General features: G+C 61.3%; 25 protein-coding genes, 1 other RNA gene and 1 riboswitch. Of the genes, 13 read left to right on the top strand and 13 right to left on the bottom strand.

Translation table 11 applies throughout. The features are described 5' to 3' along the window. Nucleotide 1: 1 nt before the first annotated feature. Nucleotides 2-1,129: a glutamine-hydrolyzing carbamoyl-phosphate synthase small subunit gene (gene carA / locus BM338_RS13950; protein WP_090451648.1), complete on the bottom strand. Its 1,128-nt coding sequence runs from the start codon at nucleotides 1,127-1,129 to the stop codon at nucleotides 2-4. Between the two features lie 211 nt (nucleotides 1,130-1,340). On the opposite strand from carA, the gene BM338_RS13945 reads away from it, so the two are divergent. From BM338_RS13945 to BM338_RS13925, 5 genes are all read left to right on the top strand, one after another. Further along, a complete protein-coding gene (locus tag BM338_RS13945; RefSeq protein WP_090451646.1) occupies nucleotides 1,341-2,036 on the top strand; it encodes a 2OG-Fe(II) oxygenase in 696 nt (231 codons plus the stop codon). Nucleotides 2,037-2,111: 75 nt separating this feature from the next. Continuing rightward, complete coding sequence (locus tag BM338_RS13940) at nucleotides 2,112-2,864, top strand: tetratricopeptide repeat protein (RefSeq protein WP_090451644.1); 753 nt, start codon at nucleotides 2,112-2,114, stop codon at nucleotides 2,862-2,864. Between the two features lie 30 nt (nucleotides 2,865-2,894). Beyond that, nucleotides 2,895-3,647 (top strand): prolipoprotein diacylglyceryl transferase, encoded by a 753-nt coding sequence (locus tag BM338_RS13935; RefSeq protein WP_090451642.1) that lies wholly within the window; start codon nucleotides 2,895-2,897, stop codon nucleotides 3,645-3,647. Further along, on the top strand, nucleotides 3,632-5,068 hold the full coding sequence (locus tag BM338_RS13930) for a radical SAM protein (RefSeq protein ID WP_090451640.1): 1,437 nt from the start codon (nucleotides 3,632-3,634) through the stop codon (nucleotides 5,066-5,068). Before BM338_RS13935 ends, BM338_RS13930 begins: the two co-directional genes overlap by 16 nt. Then, the gene (locus tag BM338_RS13925) at nucleotides 5,065-5,385 is read left to right on the top strand and encodes a hypothetical protein (RefSeq protein ID WP_090451638.1); all 321 of its coding nucleotides are present in this window, start codon (nucleotides 5,065-5,067) and stop codon (nucleotides 5,383-5,385) included. The genes BM338_RS13930 and BM338_RS13925 overlap by 4 nt, the downstream gene beginning before the upstream one ends. A 34-nt stretch (nucleotides 5,386-5,419) precedes the next feature. Here the strand turns inward: BM338_RS13925 and BM338_RS13920 are convergent, their stop codons facing one another. From BM338_RS13920 to hrcA, 6 genes are all read right to left on the bottom strand, one after another. After that, nucleotides 5,420-6,424, bottom strand: a complete 1,005-nt coding sequence (locus BM338_RS13920) for a sodium:calcium antiporter (RefSeq protein WP_090451636.1) — start codon at nucleotides 6,422-6,424, stop codon at nucleotides 5,420-5,422. Nucleotides 6,425-6,490: 66 nt separating this feature from the next. Then, nucleotides 6,491-6,663: riboswitch (yybP-ykoY riboswitch) on the bottom strand. Nucleotides 6,664-6,717: 54 nt separating this feature from the next. Then, complete coding sequence (dapB, locus tag BM338_RS13915; protein WP_090451634.1) at nucleotides 6,718-7,521, bottom strand: 4-hydroxy-tetrahydrodipicolinate reductase; 804 nt, start codon at nucleotides 7,519-7,521, stop codon at nucleotides 6,718-6,720. 93 nt (nucleotides 7,522-7,614) lie between these two features. Continuing rightward, a complete protein-coding gene (gene dnaJ, locus BM338_RS13910; protein ID WP_090451632.1) occupies nucleotides 7,615-8,742 on the bottom strand; it encodes a molecular chaperone DnaJ in 1,128 nt (375 codons plus the stop codon). Nucleotides 8,743-8,868: 126 nt separating this feature from the next. Continuing rightward, complete coding sequence (gene dnaK, locus BM338_RS13905; protein WP_090451630.1) at nucleotides 8,869-10,788, bottom strand: molecular chaperone DnaK; 1,920 nt, start codon at nucleotides 10,786-10,788, stop codon at nucleotides 8,869-8,871. A gap of 155 nt (nucleotides 10,789-10,943) precedes the next feature. Continuing rightward, on the bottom strand, nucleotides 10,944-11,465 hold the full coding sequence (gene grpE / locus BM338_RS13900) for a nucleotide exchange factor GrpE (RefSeq protein ID WP_090451628.1): 522 nt from the start codon (nucleotides 11,463-11,465) through the stop codon (nucleotides 10,944-10,946). A gap of 86 nt (nucleotides 11,466-11,551) precedes the next feature. Beyond that, the gene (hrcA, locus tag BM338_RS13895; RefSeq protein WP_090451626.1) at nucleotides 11,552-12,613 is read right to left on the bottom strand and encodes a heat-inducible transcriptional repressor HrcA; all 1,062 of its coding nucleotides are present in this window, start codon (nucleotides 12,611-12,613) and stop codon (nucleotides 11,552-11,554) included. 186 nt (nucleotides 12,614-12,799) lie between these two features. Here hrcA and recN point away from each other — a divergent pair, with 186 nt between their 5' ends. Beyond that, nucleotides 12,800-14,476 carry a DNA repair protein RecN gene (recN, locus tag BM338_RS13890; protein WP_090451624.1) on the top strand — a complete coding sequence of 559 codons (1,677 nt, stop codon included), beginning with the start codon at nucleotides 12,800-12,802 and terminating at the stop codon, nucleotides 14,474-14,476. On the opposite strand, the gene BM338_RS13885 is transcribed toward recN, so the two are convergent. Further along, on the bottom strand, nucleotides 14,477-15,121 hold the full coding sequence (locus tag BM338_RS13885; protein WP_090451622.1) for a response regulator transcription factor: 645 nt from the start codon (nucleotides 15,119-15,121) through the stop codon (nucleotides 14,477-14,479). Nucleotides 15,122-15,211: 90 nt separating this feature from the next. On the opposite strand from BM338_RS13885, the gene BM338_RS13880 reads away from it, so the two are divergent. Continuing rightward, nucleotides 15,212-16,822, top strand: a complete 1,611-nt coding sequence (locus BM338_RS13880) for an MASE1 domain-containing sensor histidine kinase (protein WP_255367308.1) — start codon at nucleotides 15,212-15,214, stop codon at nucleotides 16,820-16,822. 366 nt (nucleotides 16,823-17,188) lie between these two features. Here BM338_RS13880 and fur read toward each other — a convergent pair whose 3' ends face one another. Further along, the gene (gene fur, locus BM338_RS13875; RefSeq protein WP_090451620.1) at nucleotides 17,189-17,605 is read right to left on the bottom strand and encodes a ferric iron uptake transcriptional regulator; all 417 of its coding nucleotides are present in this window, start codon (nucleotides 17,603-17,605) and stop codon (nucleotides 17,189-17,191) included. Between the two features lie 78 nt (nucleotides 17,606-17,683). Here fur and bamE point away from each other — a divergent pair, with 78 nt between their 5' ends. After that, a complete protein-coding gene (gene bamE, locus BM338_RS13870) occupies nucleotides 17,684-18,121 on the top strand; it encodes an outer membrane protein assembly factor BamE (protein ID WP_090451618.1) in 438 nt (145 codons plus the stop codon). 9 nt (nucleotides 18,122-18,130) lie between these two features. On the opposite strand, the gene BM338_RS13865 is transcribed toward bamE, so the two are convergent. Beyond that, nucleotides 18,131-18,412 (bottom strand): RnfH family protein, encoded by a 282-nt coding sequence (locus tag BM338_RS13865; RefSeq protein WP_090451616.1) that lies wholly within the window; start codon nucleotides 18,410-18,412, stop codon nucleotides 18,131-18,133. After that, nucleotides 18,405-18,836 carry a type II toxin-antitoxin system RatA family toxin gene (locus tag BM338_RS13860; protein WP_090451614.1) on the bottom strand — a complete coding sequence of 144 codons (432 nt, stop codon included), beginning with the start codon at nucleotides 18,834-18,836 and terminating at the stop codon, nucleotides 18,405-18,407. Before BM338_RS13860 ends, BM338_RS13865 begins: the two co-directional genes overlap by 8 nt. An 81-nt stretch (nucleotides 18,837-18,917) precedes the next feature. On the opposite strand from BM338_RS13860, the gene smpB reads away from it, so the two are divergent. Continuing rightward, nucleotides 18,918-19,409, top strand: a complete 492-nt coding sequence (gene smpB / locus BM338_RS13855) for an SsrA-binding protein SmpB (protein WP_090451612.1) — start codon at nucleotides 18,918-18,920, stop codon at nucleotides 19,407-19,409. 21 nt (nucleotides 19,410-19,430) lie between these two features. Here the strand turns inward: smpB and BM338_RS13850 are convergent, their stop codons facing one another. After that, entirely contained in the window at nucleotides 19,431-19,886 is a 456-nt protein-coding gene (locus tag BM338_RS13850) for a GNAT family N-acetyltransferase (RefSeq protein WP_090451610.1), read from the bottom strand. 119 nt (nucleotides 19,887-20,005) lie between these two features. Between BM338_RS13850 and ssrA the strand changes: the two genes are divergently transcribed. Then, nucleotides 20,006-20,357, top strand: a transfer-messenger RNA (tmRNA) gene (gene ssrA, locus BM338_RS13845). A 386-nt stretch (nucleotides 20,358-20,743) separates the two neighbouring features. Beyond that, nucleotides 20,744-23,278, top strand: a complete 2,535-nt coding sequence (locus tag BM338_RS13840) for a tetratricopeptide repeat protein (RefSeq protein WP_177229349.1) — start codon at nucleotides 20,744-20,746, stop codon at nucleotides 23,276-23,278. Nucleotides 23,279-23,638: 360 nt separating this feature from the next. Here the strand turns inward: BM338_RS13840 and BM338_RS21630 are convergent, their stop codons facing one another. Next, nucleotides 23,639-23,803 (bottom strand): hypothetical protein, encoded by a 165-nt coding sequence (locus BM338_RS21630; protein ID WP_177229348.1) that lies wholly within the window; start codon nucleotides 23,801-23,803, stop codon nucleotides 23,639-23,641. A gap of 413 nt (nucleotides 23,804-24,216) precedes the next feature. Here BM338_RS21630 and BM338_RS13835 point away from each other — a divergent pair, with 413 nt between their 5' ends. Together BM338_RS13835 and BM338_RS13830 are read left to right on the top strand one after the other, a co-directional pair. Then, entirely contained in the window at nucleotides 24,217-24,555 is a 339-nt protein-coding gene (locus BM338_RS13835; RefSeq protein WP_090451606.1) for a hypothetical protein, read from the top strand. A gap of 156 nt (nucleotides 24,556-24,711) precedes the next feature. Further along, nucleotides 24,712-25,470, top strand: a complete 759-nt coding sequence (locus tag BM338_RS13830; RefSeq protein ID WP_090451604.1) for a hypothetical protein — start codon at nucleotides 24,712-24,714, stop codon at nucleotides 25,468-25,470. The last annotated feature ends 2 nt before the right edge of the window (nucleotides 25,471-25,472 follow it).

Genomic DNA, 25,472 nt, shown 5'->3' with positions numbered 1-25,472 from the left:
CTCAGCGGGCCTCCTGCATCAGCTTGGCAAATCGATCAAAGAGGTAACCGATGTCGTGCGGTCCGGGGCTGGCTTCCGGGTGCCCCTGGAAACAGAACGCCGGGCGGTCGGTGAGCGCGAAGCCCTGCAGCGAACCGTCGAACAGCGACGTGTGGGTAACCCGCACATTGGCCGGCAGCGTCGCAGGATCTACCGCGAAGCCGTGGTTCTGCGAAGTGATCAGCACGCGACCGTCGTCGTGGTCTTTCACCGGATGGTTCGCGCCGTGGTGGCCGAACTTCATCTTCAGCGTTTTGGCGCCGATCGCCAGACCCATGATCTGGTGACCCAGGCAGATGCCGAACAACGGGATCTTGGCGTCCAGGAACTCGCGCGTGGCGGTGACTGCGTAATCGCAGGCAGCCGGATCGCCAGGGCCATTCGACAAGAACACGCCATCAGGCTTCATCGCCAACACGTCGGCGGCTGGCGTCTGCGCCGGCACCACGGTGATATCACAGCCCTGCTCAGCGAGCAGACGCAGGATGTTGTGCTTGGCGCCGAAGTCGTAAGCCACGACCTTGAAGCGCATGGCCGGCTGGTTGAAGGCAGTGCGATCGAGATCGTAAGTGCCTTCCTTCCAGCTATAAGGCTTGGTGACGCTGACCACTTTGGCCAGGTCCATGCCGTTGAGGCCCGGGAAGGCGCGCGCTTTCGCCAGCGCGGCCTCGGCGTCCACGCTCTCGCCAGCCACGATGCAGCCGGCCAGCGCGCCCTTGTCGCGCAGGATGCGGGTCAGGCGACGGGTGTCGATGCCAGCGATGGCCACGATGCCGTGGCGCTTGAGGTAATCGGGCAGGCTTTCGCTGCTGCGCCAGTTGCTGGCACGTCGCGGCACGTCGCGCACGATCAGGCCGGCGGCATGCACAGCGGTGGACTCGGCATCTTCGGCGTTAACGCCGGTGTTGCCGATATGCGGATACGTAAGGGTGACGATCTGACGCGAGTACGAGGGATCGGTGAGGATCTCCTGGTAGCCGGTCATGGCGGTGTTGAAAACCACCTCGCCGACGGTTTCGCCAGTCGCGCCCACGGCGTGGCCGTGGAACACGCTGCCATCTTCGAGGGCAAGCAAAGCAGGAATAGGCATGGAGGCCGCCTTTTGGGTGCAGCAAAGTCCGCAAGCCGCTCAAAGCAGGCTTGTGGACCTTGGTCAAGGAAAGTCACAGGGCGGGTCGCAATGATAGGTGCGAGACAGCTCTCTGTCCACCGCGAGAAGCGTGAAAAGCGTGTCTTTGTGTCAGCCGCGAGACAAACGAAGCGTTACACTACCGCCCGTTCCGAAGGAGATGTACACGCCCATGAGCGCCGCCGTTCTGCTGGATCCTGCCCGCTTCGACCGCCCGGACACGGATATAAGGCTGGAACCGTTCCCGTTCATGATCGCGCATGGCCAGCTGCCGGACGAATTCCGCAGTGAACTGGAGCGCGATTTCCCGCGCTACACCAGCGCAGGCTTCTTCCCTTACGACCCTAGTGACTGCGGCCCCTCCGTCAATACCTTGGTGGGGCGGCTCACCGCACCGGAGTTCGCCAGCGCCATCGGCAAACGCCTCGATATCGAAAACCTCGGCCAGTATCCGACCCTGGTGACTCTGTGCCGCTCGCTCAACAAACGCCACGGCACCATCCACACGGACAGCAAGTCGAAGGTCGCCACCGCCCTGCTCTATCTCAATTCGCAATGGCCGGATACCAGCGACGGCTGCCTGCGCTTCCTCAGCAGCATCGACAACATCGACAACGTCGTCGCGCCGGAACTCAAGCCGCTGTATGGCGAGTTCGCCGTGTTCAAGCGTTGCGAAAACTCATTCCATGGCCACCTGCCTTACGAAGGTGAGCGCCGGGTGATCCAGGTTGCCTGGCTTACCAGCGAGGAAGAAAAGCTGCGCAAGACCAAGCGCGGCAAGTTCGCTCGCGCCTTCAAGAAGCTGTTCGGCTCGCTAGACCGCAAGCTGGGCGCGGACCGCGATCGCAACGCCGCACACCGGGACTAAGCCCTACCCAACCGGCTCCCTAGCTAGCGGCGCCTGTCGTAGCATTCGCTGCTTCGACCGTCTTCGAGAGAAGCCATGCCCTTCGTGCTCCTCCTGTCCCTGGCCTTGCAGGTGGCCTGCGCCATCCATGTGGTTCGCAGCGGCCGGCCGCTGTACTGGATCTGGCTGCTCCTGATCGGCTCGTACCTCGCCGTGCTGGTGTATGTGCTGGTGGCGGTCATCCCCGACCTGCGCCACGACCCGCGTGGCCGCAAGGCGGCCAGCAAGGCCATGCAGGTGATCGACCCGCAGCGCCGCCGTCGTGAATTACAGCGACAGCTCGAACTCAGCAACACCGTCGACAACCGCCGCCGGCTGGCCGATGAGTCCCTGCAGCAAGGCGACTACGCCAATGCGCAGGAGCTCTATCAAGGCCTGCTCACCGGCATGTACACCACCGATCCTGATTTCATGCTCGGACTGGCCCAGGCGCAGACAGGCAACGAACGCTACGCCGATGCACGCCAGACTCTGGAAGCCCTGATCAAGGCCAATCCCAACTACAAATCCAGCGATGGGCATCTGCTCTACGCGCGCTGCCTGGAAGAACTCGGCGAGACCGACGCTGCGCTGGAGGAATACCGCGTACTGGCCGACAGCTATCCAGGCGAGGAAGGTCGTTTCCGCTACGGCCGCCTGCTCGGCCGCACTCAGCGCCAGGCCGAAGCGCGCAACGTGCTTCACAGTCAGCTCAAGCGCGCCGAGCTGATGCCCGGCTACTACCGCCGCAAGGAGCAGGCCTGGCTCAAGGCCGCACGATTGGAGTTATCCCGGCTGGGCGAGTCCTGAAATCATGATTCCATGGATGGAAGGCCAATCATGAGTCCTGTCGCGCTACATACAGCCTTTGAAATGCTCGCGTACGCCGTGGGCTTTCGCACCTTTCTGTGGACACGCAAAAAGATCGCACCCAATGCGTTCACTCATGACGACCACGTTGCCTGGGTCGGTGTCGGCGCCATCGTCGGCGCGGCGCTAGGCGCGAAGCTGGCCTTCTGGCTGGACGACCCATTGGCCGCCTTCCGGGACTTTCCTGATCTCGCTCATCTCCTCGAAGGCAAGTCGATTATCGGCGCGCTTCTGGGCGGCGTGGCCGGCGTGGAACTATCGAAAAAGATCGCTGGTGTGCGCCAATCCACCGGCGATGCCTTTGTGCTGCCGCTGACAGTGGGCATGTGCATCGGCCGCATCGGATGCTTCATGGCCGGGCTTAGCGATCACACTTATGGCAACCCTACCGCGCTGCCATGGGCAGTGGATTTTGGTGATGGACAACCGCGTCACCCAACCCAGCTCTACGAGATCGTCTTCCTGCTTAGCCAGTACGCGCTGATCCACTTCCGCCGCACTGCCCTGGTCGAGCCAGGCGATCGCTTTCGCGCCTTCATGATCGGCTATCTGTCGTTCCGCTTGCTGGTGGAATTCATCAAGCCCCTGCCATATGCCTATCTGCATGCCTTGTCGGGTCTGCAACTGCTGTGTCTGTGCGGGCTGCTCTACTACCATCGGGACATTCCCCGCGTGCTGCGGGCGTTGTTTGCAAGGAGGCGAAACACGTGGGAGCCAAGGTAAGGCCATATCTGTTCTACGACAGCGCGGTGTCCATCTGCACCCAGTGCCTGCGCCGGGTCGAGGCGAAGATCCTGATCAAGGACGAGCGCGTCTACCTGGAAAAGTGGTGCCCGCACCATGGCCGTGAGCGCGTATTGATCGCCGACGATGCCGCGTACTACCGGCAATGCCGCGAGCTCTACATCAAGCCGCCCGAGTTGCCGATGCGTTTCAACACACCGCAGCACTTCGGCTGTCCGTATGACTGCGGCCTGTGCCCCGAGCACATGCAGCACTCCTGCCTCACCCTGGTCGAGATCACCGATCACTGCAATCTGCGCTGTCCGATCTGCTATGCCGAAAGCGGCCCCCACCGTCCGGGCTTCCGCGACCTCGCTACGGTAGAGCGCATGCTGGATGCCGTCGTGGCCAACGAAGGCGAGCCGGACGTAGTGCAACTCTCCGGTGGCGAGCCGACCTTGCATCCGGATTTCTTTGCCATTCTGGATGCCGCGAAGCGCCGGCCGATTCGCCACCTGATGGTCAATACCAACGGCCTGCGCATCGCCAAGGAACCCGACTTCGCCGCCCGGCTGGCCGACTATCAGCCTGGCTTTGAGCTTTACCTGCAGTTCGATTCGCTGCGCGATGAAGTGCACAAGGATCTGCGCGGCGCAAAACTGCGCGACGTGCGCCTGAAAGCGCTGGAACATCTCAACCGCCACGACATCTCGACCACGTTGGTCGTGACCGTCAAGAAAGGACTGAATGACGGTGAGCTCGGCGAGATCATCGATTTCGCATTGCGCCAACCTTGTGTCCGCGGCGTCACCTTTCAGCCCATTCAGGCGGCCGGCCGCCTGGAAGGCTACGACCCGGAACACAACCGACTCACGCTCAGTGAGGTGCGCCGGCGCATCCTGGAACAAAGCCCGCTGTTCCAGTCGGACGATTTGATCCCCGTGCCGTGCAACCCCGACTGCCTTGCCATGGCCTATGCGCTGAAGCTGGGCGACCAGGTATTGCCCCTGACCCGTTTCGTCTCACCGGAAACGCTGGTCAGCAAAGGACGCAATACCATCGTGGTAGAGCGCGATGAAGAACTGCGCGCTCATGTCTTCGAATTGTTCGCCACCAATCACTCTCCCGAATCACAGGCCTGTTCACTCTCAGACCTGCTGTGCTGCCTGCCACAGATACAGGCGCCGTCCGATCTGTCCTATCGCAACGTATTCCGCGTGCTGATCATGCAGTTCATCGACGCTCATGGTTTCGATCTGCGCGCCGTCAAGAAATCCTGTGTGCATATCGCCCAACCCGACGGTCGCATCGTCCCGTTCGACACGTTCAATTTGTTCTACCGCGACGACAAAGCCAAACGACTGCAAGCCTTGCGCAACGAAATCGAACAGACCCGCGCTATCGAGAGGACGCTCGCATGAGTGAGATGAGGTTGCCCGACCAGGCTCCGCTTCCGCCTAAATCGCCTGAGCCGCCACCTGGGCAGGGCTCACTGATCGCCGGCATTCTGTTGGCCTGGGTCACCTTCCTCGTGGGTGAAGCCGTATGCGCCCAGGCGGGACCCGCAGCCTGGTGCCTGCCTCCGGCAGGCATTCTGGTATGGGGCATCGTGCTGATTAACGGCAATAAACCACGCACCGGCAAAGGCCTGTTATTAGGGCTGGCATCCATCTTCGCCGTGGCATTGCTATTGGTCGCCGCTTGCTTCGGCATTCTCTCTCACAGCAGCTTCGAGTGATAAAAGACGACGTGATCTGCGTCGTCTTTTACGCTCATCGCGCTGCGAAATGCCAAACAACAAAAGCTGCAAAGACACCGTAGAGCAACCCCACCGGCACGATCCATCGCGCGTCCACGCGGCCGCGACGGAACAGCCACCACAGGTAGATCACCGCGATACCGGTAAGCACGCCAGCCACCATCAGCGGCGCATCAAACAGCCAGGGTGTGGCGAACAAGGCCAGCGAACTGGGAATGGTGGCCTGGATCATCATGGCACCGGAAATATTCGCCAACGCGAGACGCTCCTTGCCCTGCCGTACCCAGATCAACGCATTCACGGTTTCCGGCAACTCGGTCGCCACCGGACTCAACAACAGCGCGACCAGATGCGGCGACCACTGTAGAGCCACGCCGATCGCCTCGATCTGTTTGACGAAGGTATGCGAGGCGATGGCAATCACAATCAATGCCAAGGCGGTTTGCAGGAACACGCGCGACAGCGCGGGGTCCTGCGCATGCGGCTGAAACTTCAGTGGCTCGAGCTCCTCTTCTTCCGGCGCGGTGTCGTCGTCCTGCAGTTCCCGCCATACGTAGATCCCGTACGCTGCCAGGAACAGCACGCCCAGCCATGGTTTGAACGCAAAAGCCACCAGGCCCAGCCCGCACTTGACCACAAAGATCGCCAGGAACCACGCCTGATCGCGTGCCAGCCGGCCATGCTCGACCCGCACCAGGTTGTCGCGCCGCTTCAAGCGATGCCGGTTGCTCCATAGCGCGATGCCGACCACGGTGTACGCGATGGTTGCGAGCACCAGCGGCCCGCCCAGCGCAGCGCCGACGCCGATATCTTTCTGCTCCGGCGTGGCGCCAAACACCACCGCGACAAAGGTCACCGCGCTTTCCGGCAAGGCGGTACCAAACGCAGCGAGTACCGTGCCGGTCGCCGTAGCGCCCAGACTGAGCTTGCGCCCGAACCATTCAACGCCGTTCACGAAATACTCGCAGGCGAAATAAATCGCGCCGGCGGAAAGCAGAAACAGCAGAGCGGTAAGCATGTGAGATCCCACGGCCGAGCGAGCGGAAAACCATTGGCGCAACGACGCACCTCGCCCGGCCGGGTGAGCACGTCGTGGCCAAAGGTCTCGCCGGGCGGGCGCGAAGCCGACGATATCGGTTCGCGGCGCCATCCGCGCCATGAAGCCGAAGCTTCAAGTCTGTTGACGCGGATTCCTCTGGGTACGAAGGCCGTGAAGGCCCTCAGGGGTGAGGATGGCTACTCCCCAATGACAACGGGCGGAATGGTATAGGCCCGGATCGACCCGGGCAAGTCGCCCCTGCGATTGTGACGTCAGCGCGCGATGCGCTCCGTCAGCATGGCGTCCAGGTCGTACGCGCCGGCCGTGCGGCCGGCCAGCCAGTGCGCCGCCTCGATGGCGCCACGCGCAAAGATCGAACGATCGGTGGCGCGATGATTGAGCTCAATGCGCTCGCCCTGTCCCATCAAGAGCGCCTCGTGCTCGCCAACGATATCGCCGCCACGCACCGTAGCAAAACCGATCGTGCCGAACGCACGCGGCCCCGTCAGACCTTCGCGGGCATACACCGCGGCTTCGGCCAGCGTGGTACCACGCGCGGCAGCAGCTGCCTCGCCCAGAGCCAGGGCGGTACCTGAAGGCGCATCTACCTTACGGCTGTGATGCGCCTCGACGATATCCAGATCCCAGTCAGGCAAGGCCGCCGCGGCCTCGCGCAACAACCGCTTGAGTACTGCTACGCCAAGGCTGAAATTGGCGGCACGCAGCAAAGCGATACGCTGCGACACTGCGGCAAGGCGATCCTGCATGACCTTATCGAGCCCCGTGGTGCCGGTGACCAGAGCAATGCCCTGCGACTCGCAATGATCAAGCGCTTCACCGAGCCCGGCCGGACCGCTGAAATCAATCACGACGTCAAGCGAACCCGCCGCCGGCCAGTCATGGGTAAAGAGCAAACCATCCGTACCGGGATAGATCGGGGTGCCCAGTTGCGGCGCATCGGCGGCAGTAATGCCCGCAACCAGTTCGAAGCGCGCATCGTCGCGCAGCAATCCAAGCAGAGCCTGCCCCATGCGGCCAGTGGCGCCATTGACGGCAAGACGAACGGGGCGGCTCATGCAGAACTCCAGTTACAGCGGCAGCGAGGGATGGGCGATGCTAGCGCCAGCATGGGCTGGCGTACATGCCAATGGCGATCAGACCGGTGGCGATCAGAAGGTCACGCGTGACCAGAACTGCTTGACGCCATCCACCCAGGTCTTCGCACGCGGCATATGCCTGTCAGCATCGCCTTCGCTGAAAGTGGCCTCGAGCTGTTCGAGCAAATCGCGCTGCTGCTTGGTCAGGCGCACCGGCGTTTCGACCACCACATGGCAGATCAAGTCGCCGGCACGACCATTGCGCACCGATTTCACGCCACGCCCGCGCAAACGGAATTGTTGCCCGGTCTGCGTTTCGGCAGGAATCTGGATCGGCACTTCGCCTTCCAGCGTCGGCACAGCGAGCTCGGCGCCCAACGCCGCCTGTGCGAAACGAATCGGCAATTCGCAATAAAGATCATTGCCCTGGCGCTGGAAGATGGCGTGCTCGCGCACCTGCACTTCCACATATAAGTCGCCGGACTCGGCGCCGGCCGGGCCCGCTTCACCCTGCCCGGTCAGACGAATGCGGTCACCATTATCCACACCGGCAGGAATGCTCACCGACAGCGTGCGGGTCTCTTCGAGACGCCCCTCACCGCGACACTGCCTGCAGGGCTTCTCTATCGCCTGGCCGCTGCCGCCGCAATGCGGGCACGCCTGCTGAATCGAGAAAATACCGTTCTGCATGCGCACACGGCCATGGCCCTGGCAAGTCCTGCATTGCACGACCTTGCCGTCTTCCGAACCGCTGCCATTGCAATGATGGCAATTGACCTGGGTCGGTACCTCGATCTTCCTCTCGACGCCGAACACGGCTTCTTCGAGGTCAAGATCCATCAGATAGCGTAGATCCGCACCACGGCGCACGCGGCCGCGACCACCGCCCATGCCGAAGATGTCGCCAAAAATGTCCCCGAAAATATCGCCCATGTCGCCAAAGCCGGCGCCACCGCGACCACCGCCCATGCCGTGCTCGAAAGCAGAGTGGCCGTGCTGGTCGTACAGCGCGCGCTTCTGTGCGTCGGAGAGTACTTCGTAGGCCTCCTTGGCCTCCTTGAACTTCTCCTGCGCATGCGGATCGTCCGGGCAACGGTCCGGGTGGTACTTCATCGCCAGACGGCGGAAGGATTTCTTCAGTTCGACCTCAGTGACAGTGCGCTCGACACTGAGGACTTCGTAGTAATCACGCTTGCTCATTCGTGCATCCGACTCGAATCGCGTCCACATGAATCACGCGATCCATGCCCATTCAACAAACAGCCCGCGCCAAGGAAAGACCCCCGGCACGGGCTGCGTCAGATCGGCAGCGCCGACCGGCTCATATTACTTCTTGTCGTCCTTGACCTCGGTGAACTCGGCGTCGACCACGTCGTCCGGCTGCGACGAACCGTGCGGGCCCGCCTGCGCGCCGGCATCCGCCTGAGCGCCACCCTGGGCCGCGGCATACAGCGACTGCGCGGCCTGCTCCAGCTTCTCGACCTTGGCCTCAATGGCGGCCTTGTCGTCACCGTCCTTGACCTTCTCCAGCTCGGACAACGCGCCCTCGATGGTGCTGAGCTGCTCGGCCGGCACCTTGCCACCGTGCTCCTTCAGCGCGCTGCGCGTAGCGTGGACCAGCTGATCAGCCTTGTTGCGAGTGGCGACCAGCTCATGGAACTTCTTGTCTTCTTCCTTGTTGGCTTCGGCGTCCGCGACCATGCGGGCGATCTCTTCCTCGGACAGACCCGAACCAGCCTTGATCTCGATCTTCTGTTCCTTGCCGGTCTTCTTGTCCTTGGCCGACACATGCAGGATGCCGTTGGCGTCGATGTCGAAGGTGACTTCGATCTGCGGCATGCCGCGCGGCGCCGCATCGATACCTTGCAGGTCGAACTTGCCCAGCGACTTGTTGGCGCTGGCGCGCTCGCGCTCACCCTGCAGCACGTGCACGGTCACCGCAGTCTGGTTGTCATCGGCGGTAGAGAACACCTGCGAGGCCTTGGTCGGCACGGTGGTGTTCTTCTCGATCAGCTTGGTCATCACGCCGCCCATCGTCTCGATACCCAGCGACAGCGGGGTCACGTCGAGCAGCAGCACATCCTTCACGGTACCGCCCAGCACGCCGCCCTGGATCGCCGCGCCAACCGCCACAGCCTCATCCGGATTGACATCCTTGCGCGGCTCCTTGCCGAAGAAGTCCTTGACCGACTCCTGCACTTTGGGCATGCGGGTCTGACCACCGACGAGGATCACCTCGTTGATGTCGGACACGCGCAAGCCGGCGTCATTCAACGCAGTGCGGCACGGCTCGATGGTGCGCTTGATCAGCTCATCCACCAGCGCTTCCAGCTTGGCGCGGGTCAACTTGATGTTCAGATGCTTCGGACCGGAGGCGTCTGCGGTCACGTACGGCAGGTTCACGTCGGTCTGGTGGCTGGAGGACAGTTCGATCTTCGCGCGCTCGGCGGCGTCCTTCAGGCGCTGCAGCGCGAGCGGATCCTTGCGCAGATCGATGCCCTGCTCTTTCTGGAACTCTTCGATCAGGTAGTCGATGACGCGCATGTCGAAGTCTTCGCCACCCAGGAAGGTGTCGCCGTTGGTGGCCAGCACTTCGAACTGCTTCTCGCCGTCAACCTCGGCGATCTCGATGATCGAGACGTCGAAGGTGCCGCCGCCCAGGTCGTATACCGCGATCTTGCGGTCGCCACCCTTCTTGTCCAGGCCATAGGCCAGTGCGGCCGCAGTCGGCTCGTTGATGATGCGCTTGACGTCGAGGCCGGCGATGCGGCCGGCATCCTTGGTCGCCTGGCGCTGGCTGTCGTTGAAGTAGGCCGGCACGGTGATGACGGCTTCGGTGATGGTCTCGCCGAGGTAGTCTTCGGCGGTCTTCTTCATCTTCGCCAGCACCTTCGCGGAGATTTCCTGCGGCGCCATATTCGTGCCGTCAGCTTTCTGCACCCAGGCGTCGCCATTCTCGTGGGCAACGATGCCGTAGGGAACGATGTGCAGGTCTTTCTGCACTTCTTTGTCGGTGAACTTGCGGCCGATCAGGCGCTTCACCGCATAAAAGGTGTTCTTGGGATTGGTCACGCTCTGGCGCTTGGCCGATGCGCCGACCAGCACTTCGCCATCCTTGCCAAAAGCCACGATGGACGGCGTGGTGCGATCGCCCTCCGAGTTCTCGATGACCTTGACGGACGTGCCGTCCATCACGGCGACGCAGGAGTTGGTCGTGCCCAGGTCGATGCCGATGATCTTGCCCATGTCTATGCTCCGAATTTCTATGCAGCCCCGCGGCCGCGCTGTTTTGTCAGATGGGGCCCGGCCTTGGCGATTCAACGTGCCGGCGGACCTCAGTGGTAGGGGTGAAGCCGTTGTAGCGCCTGCTGTTCAGGCCGGCGCTACAGCGCAAAGCGATCTCAATCCTTGGCGACGGCCACCAGTGCAGGACGCAGCAAACGATCATTCAGCACGTAGCCCTTCTGCAGCACGCTGACGATCGTATGGGGTGCATGGCCCGGCGCCTCGACCATGCTCACGGCATGGTGGCGCTCAGGGTCCAGCGGCTGGCCTACCGGGTCGATCTGCACCAGGCCGTTGTTCTCGGCGATCTTCAGCAGGGACTTGAGGGTCAGCGCGATGCCTTCGCGCACGCTAGCCACGTCGCCGCCCTCCACCGACAGGCCGCTTTCCAGTCCGTCATAGACCGGCAGCAGCTCGCTCAGCAGCTTTTCATTGGCGAAGCGGCGTGCCTGCTCCACATCGCGATGCAGACGGCGACGCTGGTTCTCGATTTCGGCCTTCTCGCGCAGCACGGTTTCGCGCAACTCCGTGTTGCCTGCCTCCAGCTCGGCCACCCGGGCCTTCAATGCCTCGAGTTCGGCACTAGCCTGTGCGTCCGGTGCCTGAGCTTCAGGCGCCTGCGGATCGTTGTTCTGCATGAATAACTCCAAATCTCATCCGTGGCCGGCACCAGCGTGCCGACCGTCAACAAAATCTGCGGGCAGACCCCGCCTCCCGTGGGCGTTTATAAGGCCGTGGCGGCGCGATTCAAGGCGTCGCTAAGCAATCCGGCCGTGGCCTGCACCACTGGGATCACACGTTCATAGGCCATGCGGGTGGGGCCGATCACCCCAACCGCCCCCAACACGCGCCCCTGCGCGCCATAACTGGCCGTGACCACGCTGCATCCATCCAGCGCAGCAAAGCCCGATTCCTCGCCAATGAACAGCCGCACGCCGGGGGCCCGGGCACAGACTTCCATCAACTGAACCAGTTCGTTTTTCTTCTGGAAGGCCTCGAACAGCTCGCGCAAGCGGTCCAGGTTGGCCAATTCCGAGTAACCCATCAGGTTGGTCTGGCCGCTGACCAGCACGTCGTCGGCCTCGCTCTGTGGCGCGAACGAGGCCGCGGCCAGCTCGACCGCGCTAGACAGCAGCTGGTTGAGCTGGCTACTGGCTTCGCGCAATTCGCGCAGCAGGTGCTCGCGGATATCGTCCAGGCGCAGACCGGCGAAATGGGTATTGAGATAGTTGGCGGCCTGCTCCAGCTCGCGGCCATCCAGCGGCTTGCTCAGCTGTACTACGCGGTTCTGCACCTGATTGTCGGAGAACACCAGGATCACCAGCACTCGCGCATCGGGCAGCGGCACGAAATCGATATGGCGCAGGGGAAAGTCCACCTGGCGCGGCACGGTGACCACCCCGGCGAAATGGGTCATCGCCGACAACAGGGTCGACACGTTCCCCAGCAGGTCCCGGGTAGTGGTCGGCCCCGGCGGCAGTTCGCGCTGCAGGCGCGCCATTTCCTCGACGGGCAGCGGCTGCAGTTCAATCAGGCTGTCCACGAACAGGCGCAGCCCGCGCGGCGTGGGCACACGGCCCGCCGACGTATGCGGCGAGGCAACCAGGCCGGCCTCTTCCAGGTCAGCCATAATGTTGCGGATGGTGGCCGGGCTCACATCCAGACCCGACGAGCGGGATAGCGTGCGCGATCCCACCGGCTCGCCGTCGACCAGATACTGCGCAATCAGCGTGCGCAGCAGGCGTCGTGCGCGAGCATCGATGTCGTGGCCAAGTGGGTTGGGCATGCGCTGTGGCAATCCGTGAGACAGGAGAGAAATAAGGTCTACCCGCCTAGTTTGCAAGAATCCGGAAACCAAAGGGGAGCGGCGCGGCCATGAGGAATACCCGGCTCGCGGGCAGGTTCGTGCGGACCGGCTGCTACCTGTCCGTTTCTGCCCTTACAATCCTCCGACTTTCCAACGCTGCCACCCATGCTCACCTCGCTCTACGTCCGCCATTTCGCCGTCGTTGAAGAAGCCGAGATCGCCTTCGGCCCTGGCCTTACCGTGGTCAGCGGCGAGACTGGTGCTGGCAAATCGCTGCTGGTCGATGCCTTGATGCTGCTGGCCGGCGGGCGCGCGGACAGCGGCATGGTGCGTGCCGGCAGCGATCGCGCCGAACTGGCCGCCGAATTCGATCTGGCCAACCTGCCCGAAGCCCGCGACTGGCTGCGCCGCGAAGAGCTGGACGAGGAAGATGGCAGCTGCCGCCTGCGCCGCGTGCTCCGCGCCGAAGGCAGCTCGCGCGCCTGGATCAACGGACGCCCGGCCAGCGCCAGCCAGCTCGGCGAGCTGACCACGTTGCTGGTGGAAATCCACGGTCAACACGAGCATCAGGCCCTGCTCTCGCGGGCTCACCAGCTCGCCTTGCTCGACGCGTATGCCGGCCATGAGACCTTGCTTGCCCAGGTGCAGAGCCACGCCTTGCAATGGCGCGATGTCGGCGCACGCATCCGCAAGTTGAGCGGCGGCGAAGACCGCGAGGAACGCCTTGAACTACTGCGCCACGAGGCTGGCGAACTAGAGCAATGGGCGCTGCCGCCGAGCGAGCTGACCGAACTCGAAGCCAGCCACAAGCGGCTTGCCAATGCCGGGCGCCTTGCCGAGGGCGCTGCCGGCGTCGCCGAACTGATCGATGGTGACAGCGAACTGGCCCTGCGCCGCTCGCTCGCCCGCGCGCATGCCGAGCTCGACAAGCTCGCCACACTGGACGACAGGCTTGCACCGCTGCGGGAGCTGCTCGACAACGCCACCATTCAATTGGGCGAAGCTGCCGACGGTCTTGGCCGCTACGCGCAGGATGTCGATCTCGATCCCGAGCGCTACACCGAGGTGGACACCCACCTCACCCGACTGCACGAACTCTCGCGCAAGCACCGCACGCCGGTCGCCGAGCTACACGAAAAAGCCGTCGCCGTGCGCGCCGAGCTGACCGAACTGGAAGGTGCCGGCGATGCGCTGGAACGCCTCGCGGCACAACGCGATCAACTGCAGCGCGACTACGACACCGCCGCCGGCAAGCTGAGCAAGGCTCGTACAACCGCTGCTACCAAGCTCGGCAAAGAAGTCAGCAGCCTGATGGCCGAGCTCGGCATGGCTGGCGGCCTGTTGAAGATCGAACTGGAAGCCACCGCAGGCGACGAACCCGACCCGCAAGGCCGCGAACGATGCGAACTGCTGGTCAGCGCCAATCCCGGCCAACCGCCGCGCGCGCTGCGCAAGGTCGCTTCGGGCGGCGAACTGGCCCGCATCAGTCTGGCCATCGAAGTGGCCACGCTGGGCAAGGACACCGTCGGCAGCATGATCTTCGACGAAGTCGACACCGGCATCGGCGGTGCGGTGGCCGAAGTGGTGGGCCAGAAGCTGCGCGCGCTGGGCGGCCAACGTCAGGTGCTGTGCGTGACCCACCTGCCCCAGGTGGCGGCTCAGGGACATGCCCACCTGTGCGTCAGCAAGCACAGCGACGGCGCTTCCACGCATACGCGGATCGAGAAGCTCGACGCTGGCGGTCGCCGCGACGAGCTGGCACGCATGCTGGGCGGCGTCGAAATCACTCGCGAGACCCGCGCCCACGCCAAGCAGATGCTGGACCGCGCGCAGACGGCCTGATCAGACCTTGCTGTCGCGGGACGGCAGCAGGCCGCGTTCGCTGGCCATGCGGTAAAGGTCCAGTTCCGAACCGGCACCCAGCTTGCCCATCAGGCTGGCGCGGTGGATGTAGACGGTCTTCTGCCCAATCCCCAGCTCCGCGGCCACTTGCTTAGGCGCACGCCCAACTGCCAGCAGCAGGAACACTTCGCGCTCGCGCGTAGTGAGGCGATGGATCGGATCCAGCACTTCGCTGGGACGTTCCGCGCGGCGCTGGCGCAGGTCGGAGCTGAGGAAGCACTCGCCCTGCATCACCGCACGCAGGCCGGCAACCAGTTCCTCCGGCGCCACGCCCTTGGTGACATAACCGCTGGCCCCACGACGCAGGGCTTCGGAAACATAGGGTTCGCCGTCGTGCATGCTCAGCACCACGATGCGTGTTTCGTCGGCGACGCTGCGCAGATGCTCGATCAACGGCAGGCCGCTGCCGTCAGGTAGGGACAGATCCAGTGCCACCAGATCCGGGCGACGCTGGCTTACCGCCTCCACGGCATCGTCGGCGCTACGGCACTCCGCCACCACCTCGAGGTCAGGCTCCATTTCGATCAGCCGCTTGAACCCCTCGCGGACTATGGCGTGGTCGTCGACCAGGACAATGCTGTACATGCCTTCACTGTATAGCAGGGCTGCGCCGTTGCACACGGGCTGCCACGCCCTTTCCGGCCGGCGCGCCCTTAGAGATTCCCGGGGCCGCACATGTACCATCGCAACATGTTACCGAAACCCTTGTTTTTGCCCTGGACCGGCATCTTTATCTGCATCGGCTACTTCCTTTTGTGGCTGTTGCTGTGGCCCACCGAGCAGCCCTACTGGATGCTCCCCTATGGCCTCCGTTTCGGCGCCCTGCTGCTGTCGCCGATGCGTATGTGGCCGTGGCTGCTGGGTGCCGAATTTGCCGCCACCGGCCTGATCACCGTGGCCGAGGGCCTGCCGCTGGGCTGGGTGGGCTTCGTGGCCGGCGAGCTGCCCGAGCCGATCGTGGTGGTGATCTGCCTGTCATTGATGCGCCGCGCCCAGCTCCACGTGAGCATGCGCGACCCGGAAGACGTCTCGCGCCTGCTGCTTTCCGCCGCCTTCACCGTGGCGGCGACCACCGTGGTCGATGCCGCCCTGCTGAGCATGATCCACGTCATGCCCTCGTCCGATCTGCTGATGCGGGCGCTCGGCCAGGACCTGCTCGGCAACTATGTCGGCACGCTGCTGGTAGTGCCGCTGCTGATCATGTTGTTCCGCGCGCACATCAACCATCGTGCGCTGGCCAACCTGACCATGGATGGATTGCTGGTGATGTTGCCGGCGCTGGCGATTCTGCTGCTGCTCTCTTCGCACCCATCACCACAGCCTCAGTTCGCGCGCATCCTTTCGCTCGCACCGGTGCTGTTTTTCGCGTTCCGCCATGGCTGGCGCGGCGCCAGCCTGGCCATGCTGATTTCCAATCTCGGCATGACCCTGGTCGATCATTTTGTCGGTCGCCCTGCTTCCGATGCCACGGCGCAACTGTTTCTCGCCGTGGCAGGCACCGGCGCCCTGATGCTAGGTGCGGCCACCGATGCCTTGCGCCGCAGTAGCGAGCGCGTGGCCGAGCAGAACGTCTATCTGGCAGCCGTCAATCGACGCCTCGATCAACTCGCACGCCAACTGCGCGACGCGGCGCGCGGCAATCTGCAAGCCGAGGAAAACCAACGCCGCCACATGGCTGCCGAACTGCACGACGAACTCGGCCAGAACCTCACCGCCATCCACACCCATCTGAAACTTGCGCAGTCGCGTCTCGCCCAGGCGGGCATGGAAGATATCGGTACTTCGATCAGCAGCATCCTCGGCCACATGCGCCGCGCCCTGCATCGTCTATTGGATGACCTGCGTCCCGCCGTACTCGATGAATTCGGTCTGTTGCGCGCCTTGGACGAAGGCCCGATCCGCGACCTGTTGACCACCGCCGGCATGATCTATCAAACCGAATTGCACGGCGATCCGCGCCTGCTGGACGAGGACACCCGCACCGCGATCTATCGCCTGGTGCAGGAAAGCGCCACCAACGCGGTCAAGCATGCACAAGCGTCCACCTTCCAACTGCGCCTGCGTATCGGCGAGCGCCAGAGCGGCACCTTGGCCTTGTTGGATATCCGCGATGACGGCGTAGGCCTGCCCACACGCATGCCACGCGGCGGCCGCGGCTTGCAGGGCATGCGCGACCGCGTGACCTCGCTAGGTGGTCTGTTTCGCCTGCGCCCGGAATCCCAGGGCGTGCACCTGCGAATTCTGCTGCGCAGCAGCAATGCCAACGGCTTCACACCTCGCTTATAAGTTCCCCGGCATAGGAAATATTCCGATACCACCGATGTGAACGGTTCGTTAGCATCCTTCCCATCGATGTGGGGGAGCCACCATCGCAAGATGGTGAGCCATGCCAACCGTGGGGACGGTGGGCATGAAGAACGGCAGGATGCCGTTCCGCCGATACCGGTGGTAAAGCCTGACACTGCGAGCAACTCGCCCCGTCAGGAAACCAATCGGTAACGGTCAGCCGCCGGGTGGACAGGAGTCCATCCGCGGCTTTTTTTATGGGCGTGTGTTTTTGCCGATGCCGCCGCCGACCTGCCCTGCCAGCCGTCCGGCAACAAAAAAAGCCGATGGCTGCCGCCACCGGCCTCTCCATGGATCGTCCCTGCCTTATTTAGAGCGCGACTTGGGCCGCACGTAGAGCACCAGGCTGTGATCCTCGATCACGTAGCCGTGCTTGGCCGCGACTTCCTGCTGGAGGCGCTCGATCTCTTCGCTGACGAACTCGATCACTTTTCCGCTGTCCACATCGATCATGTGGTCATGATGCTTGCCGCGGTCGAGTTCGTAGACGGCCTGGCCGCCTTCGAAATTGTGCTTGACCACGATGCCGGCGGCCTCGAACTGGGTGAGTACCCGGTAGACCGTGGCCAGGCCGATGTCTTCCTGGTGGTCAAGCAGTTTCTTGTAGATGTCCTCGGCGGTGAGGTGATGGACCTCCTCCTCCTCAAGGATCTGCAGGATGCGCATGCGGGGGTGCGTGACCTTCAGCCCGGCTTTGCGCAGTTCCTTGGTTTCCTGTTCCATAGCTCACTCCCGGCTCGCTCAGTCCCGCCAAGCCGTTAGTGTATCATCCGACACCTTCACGATCCGGACGCAACACGCATGCACAAGTTGATTCGCACGCTGGGTTTCGCCTTGCTTGGCCTTTCGCTGGCCAGCTGCCGACTCATCTACACCCCCGACGTGCAGCAGGGCAACCTGCTCGACAAGAAGAATGTGGAGCAGCTCAAGCCCGGCATGACCAAGCGCCAGGTCCTGGTGTTGATGGGCTCGCCCTCAGTGGCGACGCCGTTTGACCAGAGCCGTTGGGACTACGTCTCCACCCAGCAGCATCGCGGCGGTCCGATCAAGGTTCGCACCTTGAGCCTCGCCTTCAACAACGACACGCTGGTGCGCACCGAAGGCGATTTCTTCGCGGAAGACGCCAAGAAGCTGGTCGAGCAGCAGAAGAAGTTCCGCGCCGGCTACCCGGTGGACGAGACGTCGGGCGACAAGACCAAGACGCCGGAAGAAGAGAAGAAGGACAACGACGGCAAGTAATCGCCGCTCTCAGCTTTCATGCGCGCGCCGCCGGCGCGCCTCTTTCGGATCAAGCGTGAGCGGCCGGTAGATCTCCACGCGGTCGCCATTGCTGAGTACATCGTCCGGCCCTGCTTTTCGCGAAAACACACCGAGTCGCGCCGGGTCGATCTGCAAGCCCTGCACCGCGGCCGCGATACCCGAAGCTTCGATGGCCTGCATCACCGTGCTGCCGGCAGGCAGCGAGACTTGGTGCAGCCACTGGCGCCCGGGTTCGGCGTAAACCACCTCGATGGCGATGCGCTCAACCATAAGTGCGCTCCGCCTCGCGGCAGAAATCCTCCACCATGCGGCTGGCCAAGCCCTGAAAGCCCAGTTTCAAGGCAGTGCCACCCAGCTTGCCGGCATAGTCGAAGTCGAGCGCAAAAGCGATCTTGCAGCCACTATCGCCTAGCGCCGTGAAGTCCCACACACCCTCCAGGCTCCGGAACGGCCCGTCGACCAGGCTCATTTGCAGGCGATGCGGAGGCTCAGTGGTATTGCGGGTAGTGAAACTCTGGCGGAATCCGGCAAACTTGAGATCCAACCGCGCCACCAGCATGTTGTCTCCACGCTCGAGCACATCGGCGCCGGCACACCAGGGGAAACGCTTTGGGTATGCTTCGACCGCATTGACCAGGTCGAACATTTGCGCCGGGGAATACTTCACCAGCGCGCTGCGGCGGATCTCGATCACGTCAGCCTCATCAACATCACTCAGGGTCCGGCCTATGCAGCCGGGTCAACAGCAGGGCAAGCAGCCCGAAGTTTAGCGGACATGGCCAAGGCTAAGGACAAAGACAACAAGGGTGGCGGCACCATCGCGCTCAACAAGCGCGCCCGCCACGAGTACCACATCGATCAGCGCTACGAAGCCGGCATCGCGTTGCAGGGCTGGGAGCTGAAGGCACTGCGTGCCGGGCGTATCAACTTCGGCGACGGCTACGCCATTGTCCTGAAGAACGAGCTCTATCTGATCGGTACTTCTATCCCGCCACTCATCAGCGCATCCACGCACGTCATTGCGGAAGACCGCCGTACGCGCAAACTGCTGCTGCACCGGGATGAAATTGATCAATTGATCGGCGCGGTCGAGCGCAAGGGCTACACCTTGGTGCCCATCGCGATGTACTGGAAAGGCAACAAGGTCAAGGTCGAGATCGGCCTGGCTCGCGGCAAGCAGGCACACGACAAGCGCGACACCGAGAAGGAACGCGACTGGCAGCGCGAGAAGCAGCGCACCATGCGCGCGCACAACCGCCTCGCCTGAGTCCAGGGTTTTCCATGTCGCTCAAACGAGCGACATGCTCATCGCGTCATCCGGCAAAGCACTAAAGCCCGCGCGCTCATACAAACCGCGCGCCCCGGGTGCGGCGCGCAGCGTCACCGTGTCCACGCCCTGCTCTCGCGCGGCCGAGCCGACCGCCGCGATAAGCCCGGCCCCGACGCCTTCACCCCGGTGCTTTGGCTTCACAAAAACGTTCAACAAATACCAGCCCCGTCCGGTCGGGTAGTTCGCTGAAGGCAAATGCGGAAAGGGATTGACGGCCGCGCTGCCCACGACCCGCCCTTCCTGCTCAGCCAGCCACGCGTACAGATGCTCCGTCGCGATGGCCTCTTCAATCCACGCACGCAGACGGTCCGCGAAACCGTCCGGCAAACTTTGCCCCATCTCTTCAAGAAAGGCGCAACGCAGCTCCGTGAGTAAGCCCGCGTCCCCTTGGCCAGCCAAACGAACCCTTGCCATGTCTCACCCCTGTGGTTAACGACATACGCCAACGATAAATGCTGATTCCATCCGCCACGCAAGCTTGATATAGACCACCGCGGCTCCATATACTGACGCGTTCCAGCAATCTTTTCCCCGGGGGTGTCATGGCTTCGACGGGGGTAGTGAGATAGTTTGGTGCATGCCGAGGGGGCAGCTTTCCTCGTAAATCCAGCCGCAAACTTATAGTTGCCAACGACGACAACTACAATCAGGCCCTAGCAGCCTGATTCCCGAACCCACTTGTGCCTGTGCTTGTGGATGTAGGGTCATTATCACAGGATCGCCCGAAGCTGCCGCCTGTCGGTCAGGGTTAAATCAAGCAGGCTGGTCCTTCGATGCGCTTTGCACGCTGTGCTGTCGCGGGACGAGAATCAACGGCGAGCTAAGCATGTAGTACCGGGCGTCAAGCGCCTTCGGACGCGGGTTCGACTCCCGCCACCTCCACCAATAACGAAAAAGCCCGGCGAGAGATCGCCGGGCTTTTTTTGTTTGCATGGAAGCAGGATATTCAAAAAACCGAATCTGAGCCCGTTTTTGGCCCCTCCGGAAAGCGGCCAGAGGAGCAACAGTGGAAGGCGTCTACTCAAAGCTTCATTGTCGTGCTCAGTGTTCCTTCGGTAGCCTACGCTCGGATTGTGTGGACACTCAGCGTCACGTCGGGGGCGGAGCACGTACGACTGTTGGTCGTAGATGCGCATCTAACCTCTTGGGGGAGGGGCATCGGTCAGACTTTGCCTCTGAGCAAGATAAGCCAAGAACAGGGAGCTTGATCAATGGCTGCGAGCCTATCGCGTCTTACGCTTTACGCACTCATCTCATCTGTCGAACTCGATATGCGTGACAGTCTGGCTCGATTTGCCGCGCCAGCAATATCGTCTCGGGAGCTATTTGGAAATGATCTCCTGAATACGATTCTGGCTCGCTCTGGGTTCGAGCCATCGGAAATCGGCGAAGAACTCAAGCCTGCTGACCTACTTGAGTTCACCGATTTTGGAGACCTTTACTCTCTGCTGCGACGCCACGATAAGGTGCTCCCTGAGCGCCTCAATGATCAGGCTAAGGGATTGAATGGCTCCTTTGAGCGGCTCATCGCTACCAGAAATAGAGTCATGCATGCGCGACCGTTGGAGTTCGATGACCTTGCGCGTACTTCGGAAATGGCAGAGAACCTACTTCGCGAGAAACAATTCTGGCCCAACTTGGAAAAGATGGTGTCAGAACTGGAGGGCAGCCCAGAACAAGTTTTAAGGCTCAAGATCCCCGCGTACAACGAGCCGACCAAGATACTGCATAACTTGCCTCTGCCGGACTTTGACGAAACCGGATTCATAGGAAGAAAGACGGCGCTCGCAAATCTCGTTCGAGCATGCCTGGGCGTCTACCCAGTGATTACTGTCGTCGGCGAGGGGGGCCTTGGAAAAACGTCGCTCGCCTTGAAGGCTGCGTACGAAATTCTCGATTCGAAGGATTGTCCGTTCGAAGCGATCATTTTTGTGACGGCGAAGGCAACTCAATTAACCGCGAATGAGATCTCGCGAATCAAGGGCGCAATAAATTCGTCTCTTGGCCTGATGGAAGTCGCAGTCGCGTTCTTGGGCGGCGAAGCGCATGACCCGATAGCCGAGCTCAAAGAGCTGCTTAGAACCTTCAGAATTCTTCTAATCATCGACAACCTGGAAACTGTGCTAGACCATCATCTTCGTGACGTGCTCGAAGATTTGCCGGCCGGAAGCAAGATACTAATCACCACTCGAGTGGGCCTTGGCGCCTTTGAATTTCCTGTCAAGCTGGAGGGTTTGACTGACGCCGAGGCAATTCAATTGCTTCGTGCAACCGCAGATGTCAGAAGTACGGGGCGACTTGCCAGTACTTCGAATGACAAGGTGGGGGCTTACTGCCGGCGGATGAGGAACAATCCGCTCCACATCAAATGGTTCGTTTCCGCTGTTCAAATGGGACGCCGACCTGAGGAAGTTCTCGCCGACGAGAAGATGTTCCTGAAATTTTGCCTTTCCAACGTTTTCGACCAAATATCGAGTGAAGCCCGCAGCATCGTCCGTGCGTTATTGGCCTTGGGAGGATCTTATACGGTCGCCGAACTCTCCTACCTTACGGAGATGGATGAGGACGAGCTTCTGAAAGCCGTACAAGAGCTGATGAGGACCAATATGTTCCTTATGAATAGCTCGCATCTTGGCAACACGTATGAAAGCCGATATGAGCTATCTCAGTTGGCTCGCGCCTACCTAACAAAGTTCTACCCTGCTGCAAAAGAGCTGCAGGTCAAACTTCTTTCACTCAAGAACAAACTGATTAGTGGAAGCGAAGAGCAGCTCAATGCAGCCAAGCGGAATCCACTATCCCCATACACAATACATATGCGTGGAAGAAGTGACTGGGTGATCGCCAAGCATTTGCGCGATGCACTTAGCCTGGCAAAAGATCGCGATTTCGAGGAGTCATTGAAGCTCGTCGAGAAGGCGAAGATCCTTTCACCTGACTTCTATGAGTGTTACCGAGTAGAAGGATGGATCAATGCCCTGATTGGTAACGCGAGTCAGGCGTACGACAGTTACGAACGCGCCATAGAGACAGAGCCAAAGGCGGCCAACGCGAGGACTATGTTTGCTGGGTTCCTCTTACGCGATCTGCACGATGCGGATCACGCAGCTCGCGAGCTTGAGATCGCTATGAACCTGTTGCCCGAGAATCCCGAACCCAGACTTGAATACGCTCGATGCTGCTTATACTTAGGCCGATTTGATCGGGCGGAGGAGATCCTTGCCTCCCTTGCAACCATGACGAACTGCCATGAGCGCGTTCAAACAAAAATTGTCGATCTGCAAATTCAGATTCGGTGTCGTAAAGCCGACTCCTCGGCCAACAATCAGGAGCCGATGCGGGCAATTGATTCGCTAGAATCGCTTCGCGAGTATTTTGAAAAGATCCAGAATCCTGATCAAAAAATGTTTGATAGGCTGACACGGATTAGAAGGAGTGCCGTCCAGGCTAGAAACCAGCTGGTTCCGGGAACCCAGCCCTACGCTAAGGCGGAAGCTCTCCTCAACTGGATCGACGAGACGTGTCATACGCAACAGTGCGCGAGGGATAGCTCGATCCAGAACAGCGAACTTGATCTCTGGGAGCGGGGCTACCTTGCGCGGTTCCACAGCAGTGGAAAGTTTGGATTTATCCGAACCAGTGATAGTGAGGAGTACTTCTTTCACGTTTCGAGCATCACGGACGAAGCCCTTTTGTCGGATCGATCCACCGGCATTGGCGTAAAATTCCGCCCCTCCGTCGACTACATGAATCGCTTGGTGGCAATTGACGTGCAAAGGGCAGAGCCGTCACTCCGGCCGGCTTAGCAGTCCGTCAGGTTACTGTCGCTGGGGAACAATTGACTAAAAATCAAGCGATCAGTGGTTGCCCGTGCCAGCGATGTGAGCCTAATAACGTTGCAGTCGAGGTATTCAAAAAAAACGCCGTACCGCGGGCCGGACAGCATGTCGCACATGACCACCGCCGCGTTGATCCGCGACGAGTGGAATGCGGATAGGGTGACCTACAGCGACCAGCACGCGCCCGTGGCTGTTGCCATGACATGTGCAAACCATGGAGTCCGGCAAAGCAACCATAGACGTGCTCACAAAAACACCCGGCTCAGCGGCCGGGCGAATTTGTTCGATGATGGCTAGAACGCGAGCTGAAACGACGTCAAGCGGCCGTCATTCACTCTGCCAGCGTTCCAGGACCTTCTTGTGGATGACCTCAAATACCTTGACCACCGTCTCTGCTGCTTCATCGGGCAAGCCACTTCCGATATTGCTGCTCTGACGGTTAATCATAGCTATCACAATGTCACGAGTAATCTCTGAAGGTGTAGCCGCCATTGCCATGCTCCGTGCTGGTTGATGTAGGAAAAGGCATGGAGCCATGACTATCAAGTTTCAAGCCGCCCTCCTCGCACGCCGTACAACCATCGCCGGCGCATCTTCGGCCAAACGTCAAGGGTGCGATGCCAACTGAAACCAGAGGAGTGACCGTGGTCGCGAAACAATTCGGGTTTCTATGACCGATCAAACTCAGCGCTCAAGTTACATGCCGGAACATTAAAGCCGCTATAGCAAGGCGGCAAACACCTACATACCTACTCACCACCATCTGCTAAGTTCGGCCGGTCACCAACGCCGTCTCTCGAAGGGCTACGTTGGTGACCATTGCAGCGATGCAGTGAAGAAGCGCGGACCGCATGGGGGGCAACCCATACGACCCGCTAACCAAACCAACTATTGGAGAGTTGATTGTGGCTACGCCCGATCATACGGCACGAGCACGCTCATCGGTTCCCCCCGATGACAAACCCACCAATCCCCTCGGCCATCCGTTCTTTCTAGAGGAGACGGCGGAGGAACCGCGGCAACGACTGGCCGCCAAGCACACCGGCATCGCCATGGCGATCAATACGATTTCCTGCCTGCTTGCAAACAGCGAAACGTTTCGCGAGACGCAGGCGCATGGCATGCCAACGGAACCCGGCCAGTGGCCTCTCGGTGCGTTACATACCGAAGGCTTGTTCGCCGCGATCTACTTCCTCAGTCAATACGCCGAGTCGCTCGGTCACGAGCCGTTGGTGCGACCTTAGCGCCCTGTGATCATCCCGCGGCACGCCGCGTTATGAGCACGGTGTGCCGCACCTGGATGCGAACGATAGGGACGCCATCGACATGTAAACTTCGAAAGCCCGGCATGGCTGGGCCGGACCGCGCAGGCGCGCGACTTTTTTGCAAAGGAGATGCTCATGAACAATATGACTATCGCGGGCTTTTTTGGCCTGCCACTGTTGCTAGTCGGCCACCACGCTTTCGCGCTTCCCACCCCCTCTTCTCTCAACATAAATGCCATCGTCAAGGCCGTTATGGACGATCAGTACGGCAGCCAGTACGACACCAAGCATGCCTGCTGGACCTTCGCCCATACGACTGAGCAGCGCGACGCAACGACTTATTGCATGCGCCCTAGTGCCCCTGAGGTAATCGATAGCACCAAGGGCAAGCAGCTGTATTTCTATGCCGCCAATGCGTACGACATCCGCGATGACGGCCACTATGCCTACAGCCAGAACGACCCAGGCTTGATGGGCGCCTTCAAGATCCAGCTCGACGCTAAGGGTGGCTGGACCTACCTGGCGTTGGACAACGCTATGGACTTCGGCACCGCCGGTTACTGCGGCTGCAACAAGGCCAGCTTCGTGAAGCTCAGTAATCAAGGGGACTATGGCTGGCTGTTTGTCAGCGGCGGAATCTGGCAAGGCACGGTGGTAGCCGACTACAGCATTGTGATGGCCCACAAAACCGGATTCGCCGACATCAGCAAGATTCCTCAAACCAAGGCGGCCATGCAGGACGTCAGGTACGAAGTAACGATCGCGAGCGACTACCCGGGCTCAGGTCTATTTCCGCTCGATGTCGTCAAGATCAAAGGCAGCACCCGGCTCGAAGCATTCCAGGTGAGCTTCGACAGCAAAAAATTTGCCTACTTGTTACCTAGCGGCCGTTAACT

This window comes from Dyella sp. OK004 (assembly GCF_900114495.1).
Classification (GTDB): Bacteria; Pseudomonadota; Gammaproteobacteria; order Xanthomonadales; family Rhodanobacteraceae; genus Dyella_D.
Note: the sequence above shows the minus strand (reverse complement) of the source record. Positions and strands in the feature narration are given on the sequence as shown.

Bases quoted from the DNA above. Each gene is read 5' to 3' on its own strand.
- dapB (WP_090451634.1), bottom strand. From the start codon at position 7,521: ATGAGCCGCCCCGTTCGTCTTGCCGTCAATGGCGCCACTGGCCGCATG.
- BM338_RS13925 (WP_090451638.1), top strand. From the start codon at position 5,065: ATGAGTGAGATGAGGTTGCCCGACCAGGCTCCGCTTCCGCCTAAATCG.
- BM338_RS13840 (WP_177229349.1), top strand. From the start codon at position 20,744: ATGCGTGACAGTCTGGCTCGATTTGCCGCGCCAGCAATATCGTCTCGG.
- BM338_RS13830 (WP_090451604.1), top strand. From the start codon at position 24,712: ATGAACAATATGACTATCGCGGGCTTTTTTGGCCTGCCACTGTTGCTA.
- BM338_RS13940 (WP_090451644.1), top strand. From the start codon at position 2,112: ATGCCCTTCGTGCTCCTCCTGTCCCTGGCCTTGCAGGTGGCCTGCGCC.
- hrcA (WP_090451626.1), bottom strand. From the start codon at position 12,613: ATGCCCAACCCACTTGGCCACGACATCGATGCTCGCGCACGACGCCTG.
- dnaK (WP_090451630.1), bottom strand. From the start codon at position 10,788: ATGGGCAAGATCATCGGCATCGACCTGGGCACGACCAACTCCTGCGTC.
- bamE (WP_090451618.1), top strand. From the start codon at position 17,684: ATGCACAAGTTGATTCGCACGCTGGGTTTCGCCTTGCTTGGCCTTTCG.
- BM338_RS13850 (WP_090451610.1), bottom strand. From the start codon at position 19,886: ATGGCAAGGGTTCGTTTGGCTGGCCAAGGGGACGCGGGCTTACTCACG.
- dnaJ (WP_090451632.1), bottom strand. From the start codon at position 8,742: ATGAGCAAGCGTGATTACTACGAAGTCCTCAGTGTCGAGCGCACTGTC.
- BM338_RS13880 (WP_255367308.1), top strand. From the start codon at position 15,212: ATGTACCATCGCAACATGTTACCGAAACCCTTGTTTTTGCCCTGGACC.
- BM338_RS13885 (WP_090451622.1), bottom strand. From the start codon at position 15,121: ATGTACAGCATTGTCCTGGTCGACGACCACGCCATAGTCCGCGAGGGG.
- smpB (WP_090451612.1), top strand. From the start codon at position 18,918: ATGGCCAAGGCTAAGGACAAAGACAACAAGGGTGGCGGCACCATCGCG.
- recN (WP_090451624.1), top strand. From the start codon at position 12,800: ATGCTCACCTCGCTCTACGTCCGCCATTTCGCCGTCGTTGAAGAAGCC.
- BM338_RS13865 (WP_090451616.1), bottom strand. From the start codon at position 18,412: ATGGTTGAGCGCATCGCCATCGAGGTGGTTTACGCCGAACCCGGGCGC.
- BM338_RS13920 (WP_090451636.1), bottom strand. From the start codon at position 6,424: ATGCTTACCGCTCTGCTGTTTCTGCTTTCCGCCGGCGCGATTTATTTC.
- BM338_RS21630 (WP_177229348.1), bottom strand. From the start codon at position 23,803: ATGGCGGCTACACCTTCAGAGATTACTCGTGACATTGTGATAGCTATG.
- BM338_RS13935 (WP_090451642.1), top strand. From the start codon at position 2,895: ATGAGTCCTGTCGCGCTACATACAGCCTTTGAAATGCTCGCGTACGCC.
- fur (WP_090451620.1), bottom strand. From the start codon at position 17,605: ATGGAACAGGAAACCAAGGAACTGCGCAAAGCCGGGCTGAAGGTCACG.
- grpE (WP_090451628.1), bottom strand. From the start codon at position 11,465: ATGCAGAACAACGATCCGCAGGCGCCTGAAGCTCAGGCACCGGACGCA.
- carA (WP_090451648.1), bottom strand. From the start codon at position 1,129: ATGCCTATTCCTGCTTTGCTTGCCCTCGAAGATGGCAGCGTGTTCCAC.
- BM338_RS13945 (WP_090451646.1), top strand. From the start codon at position 1,341: ATGAGCGCCGCCGTTCTGCTGGATCCTGCCCGCTTCGACCGCCCGGAC.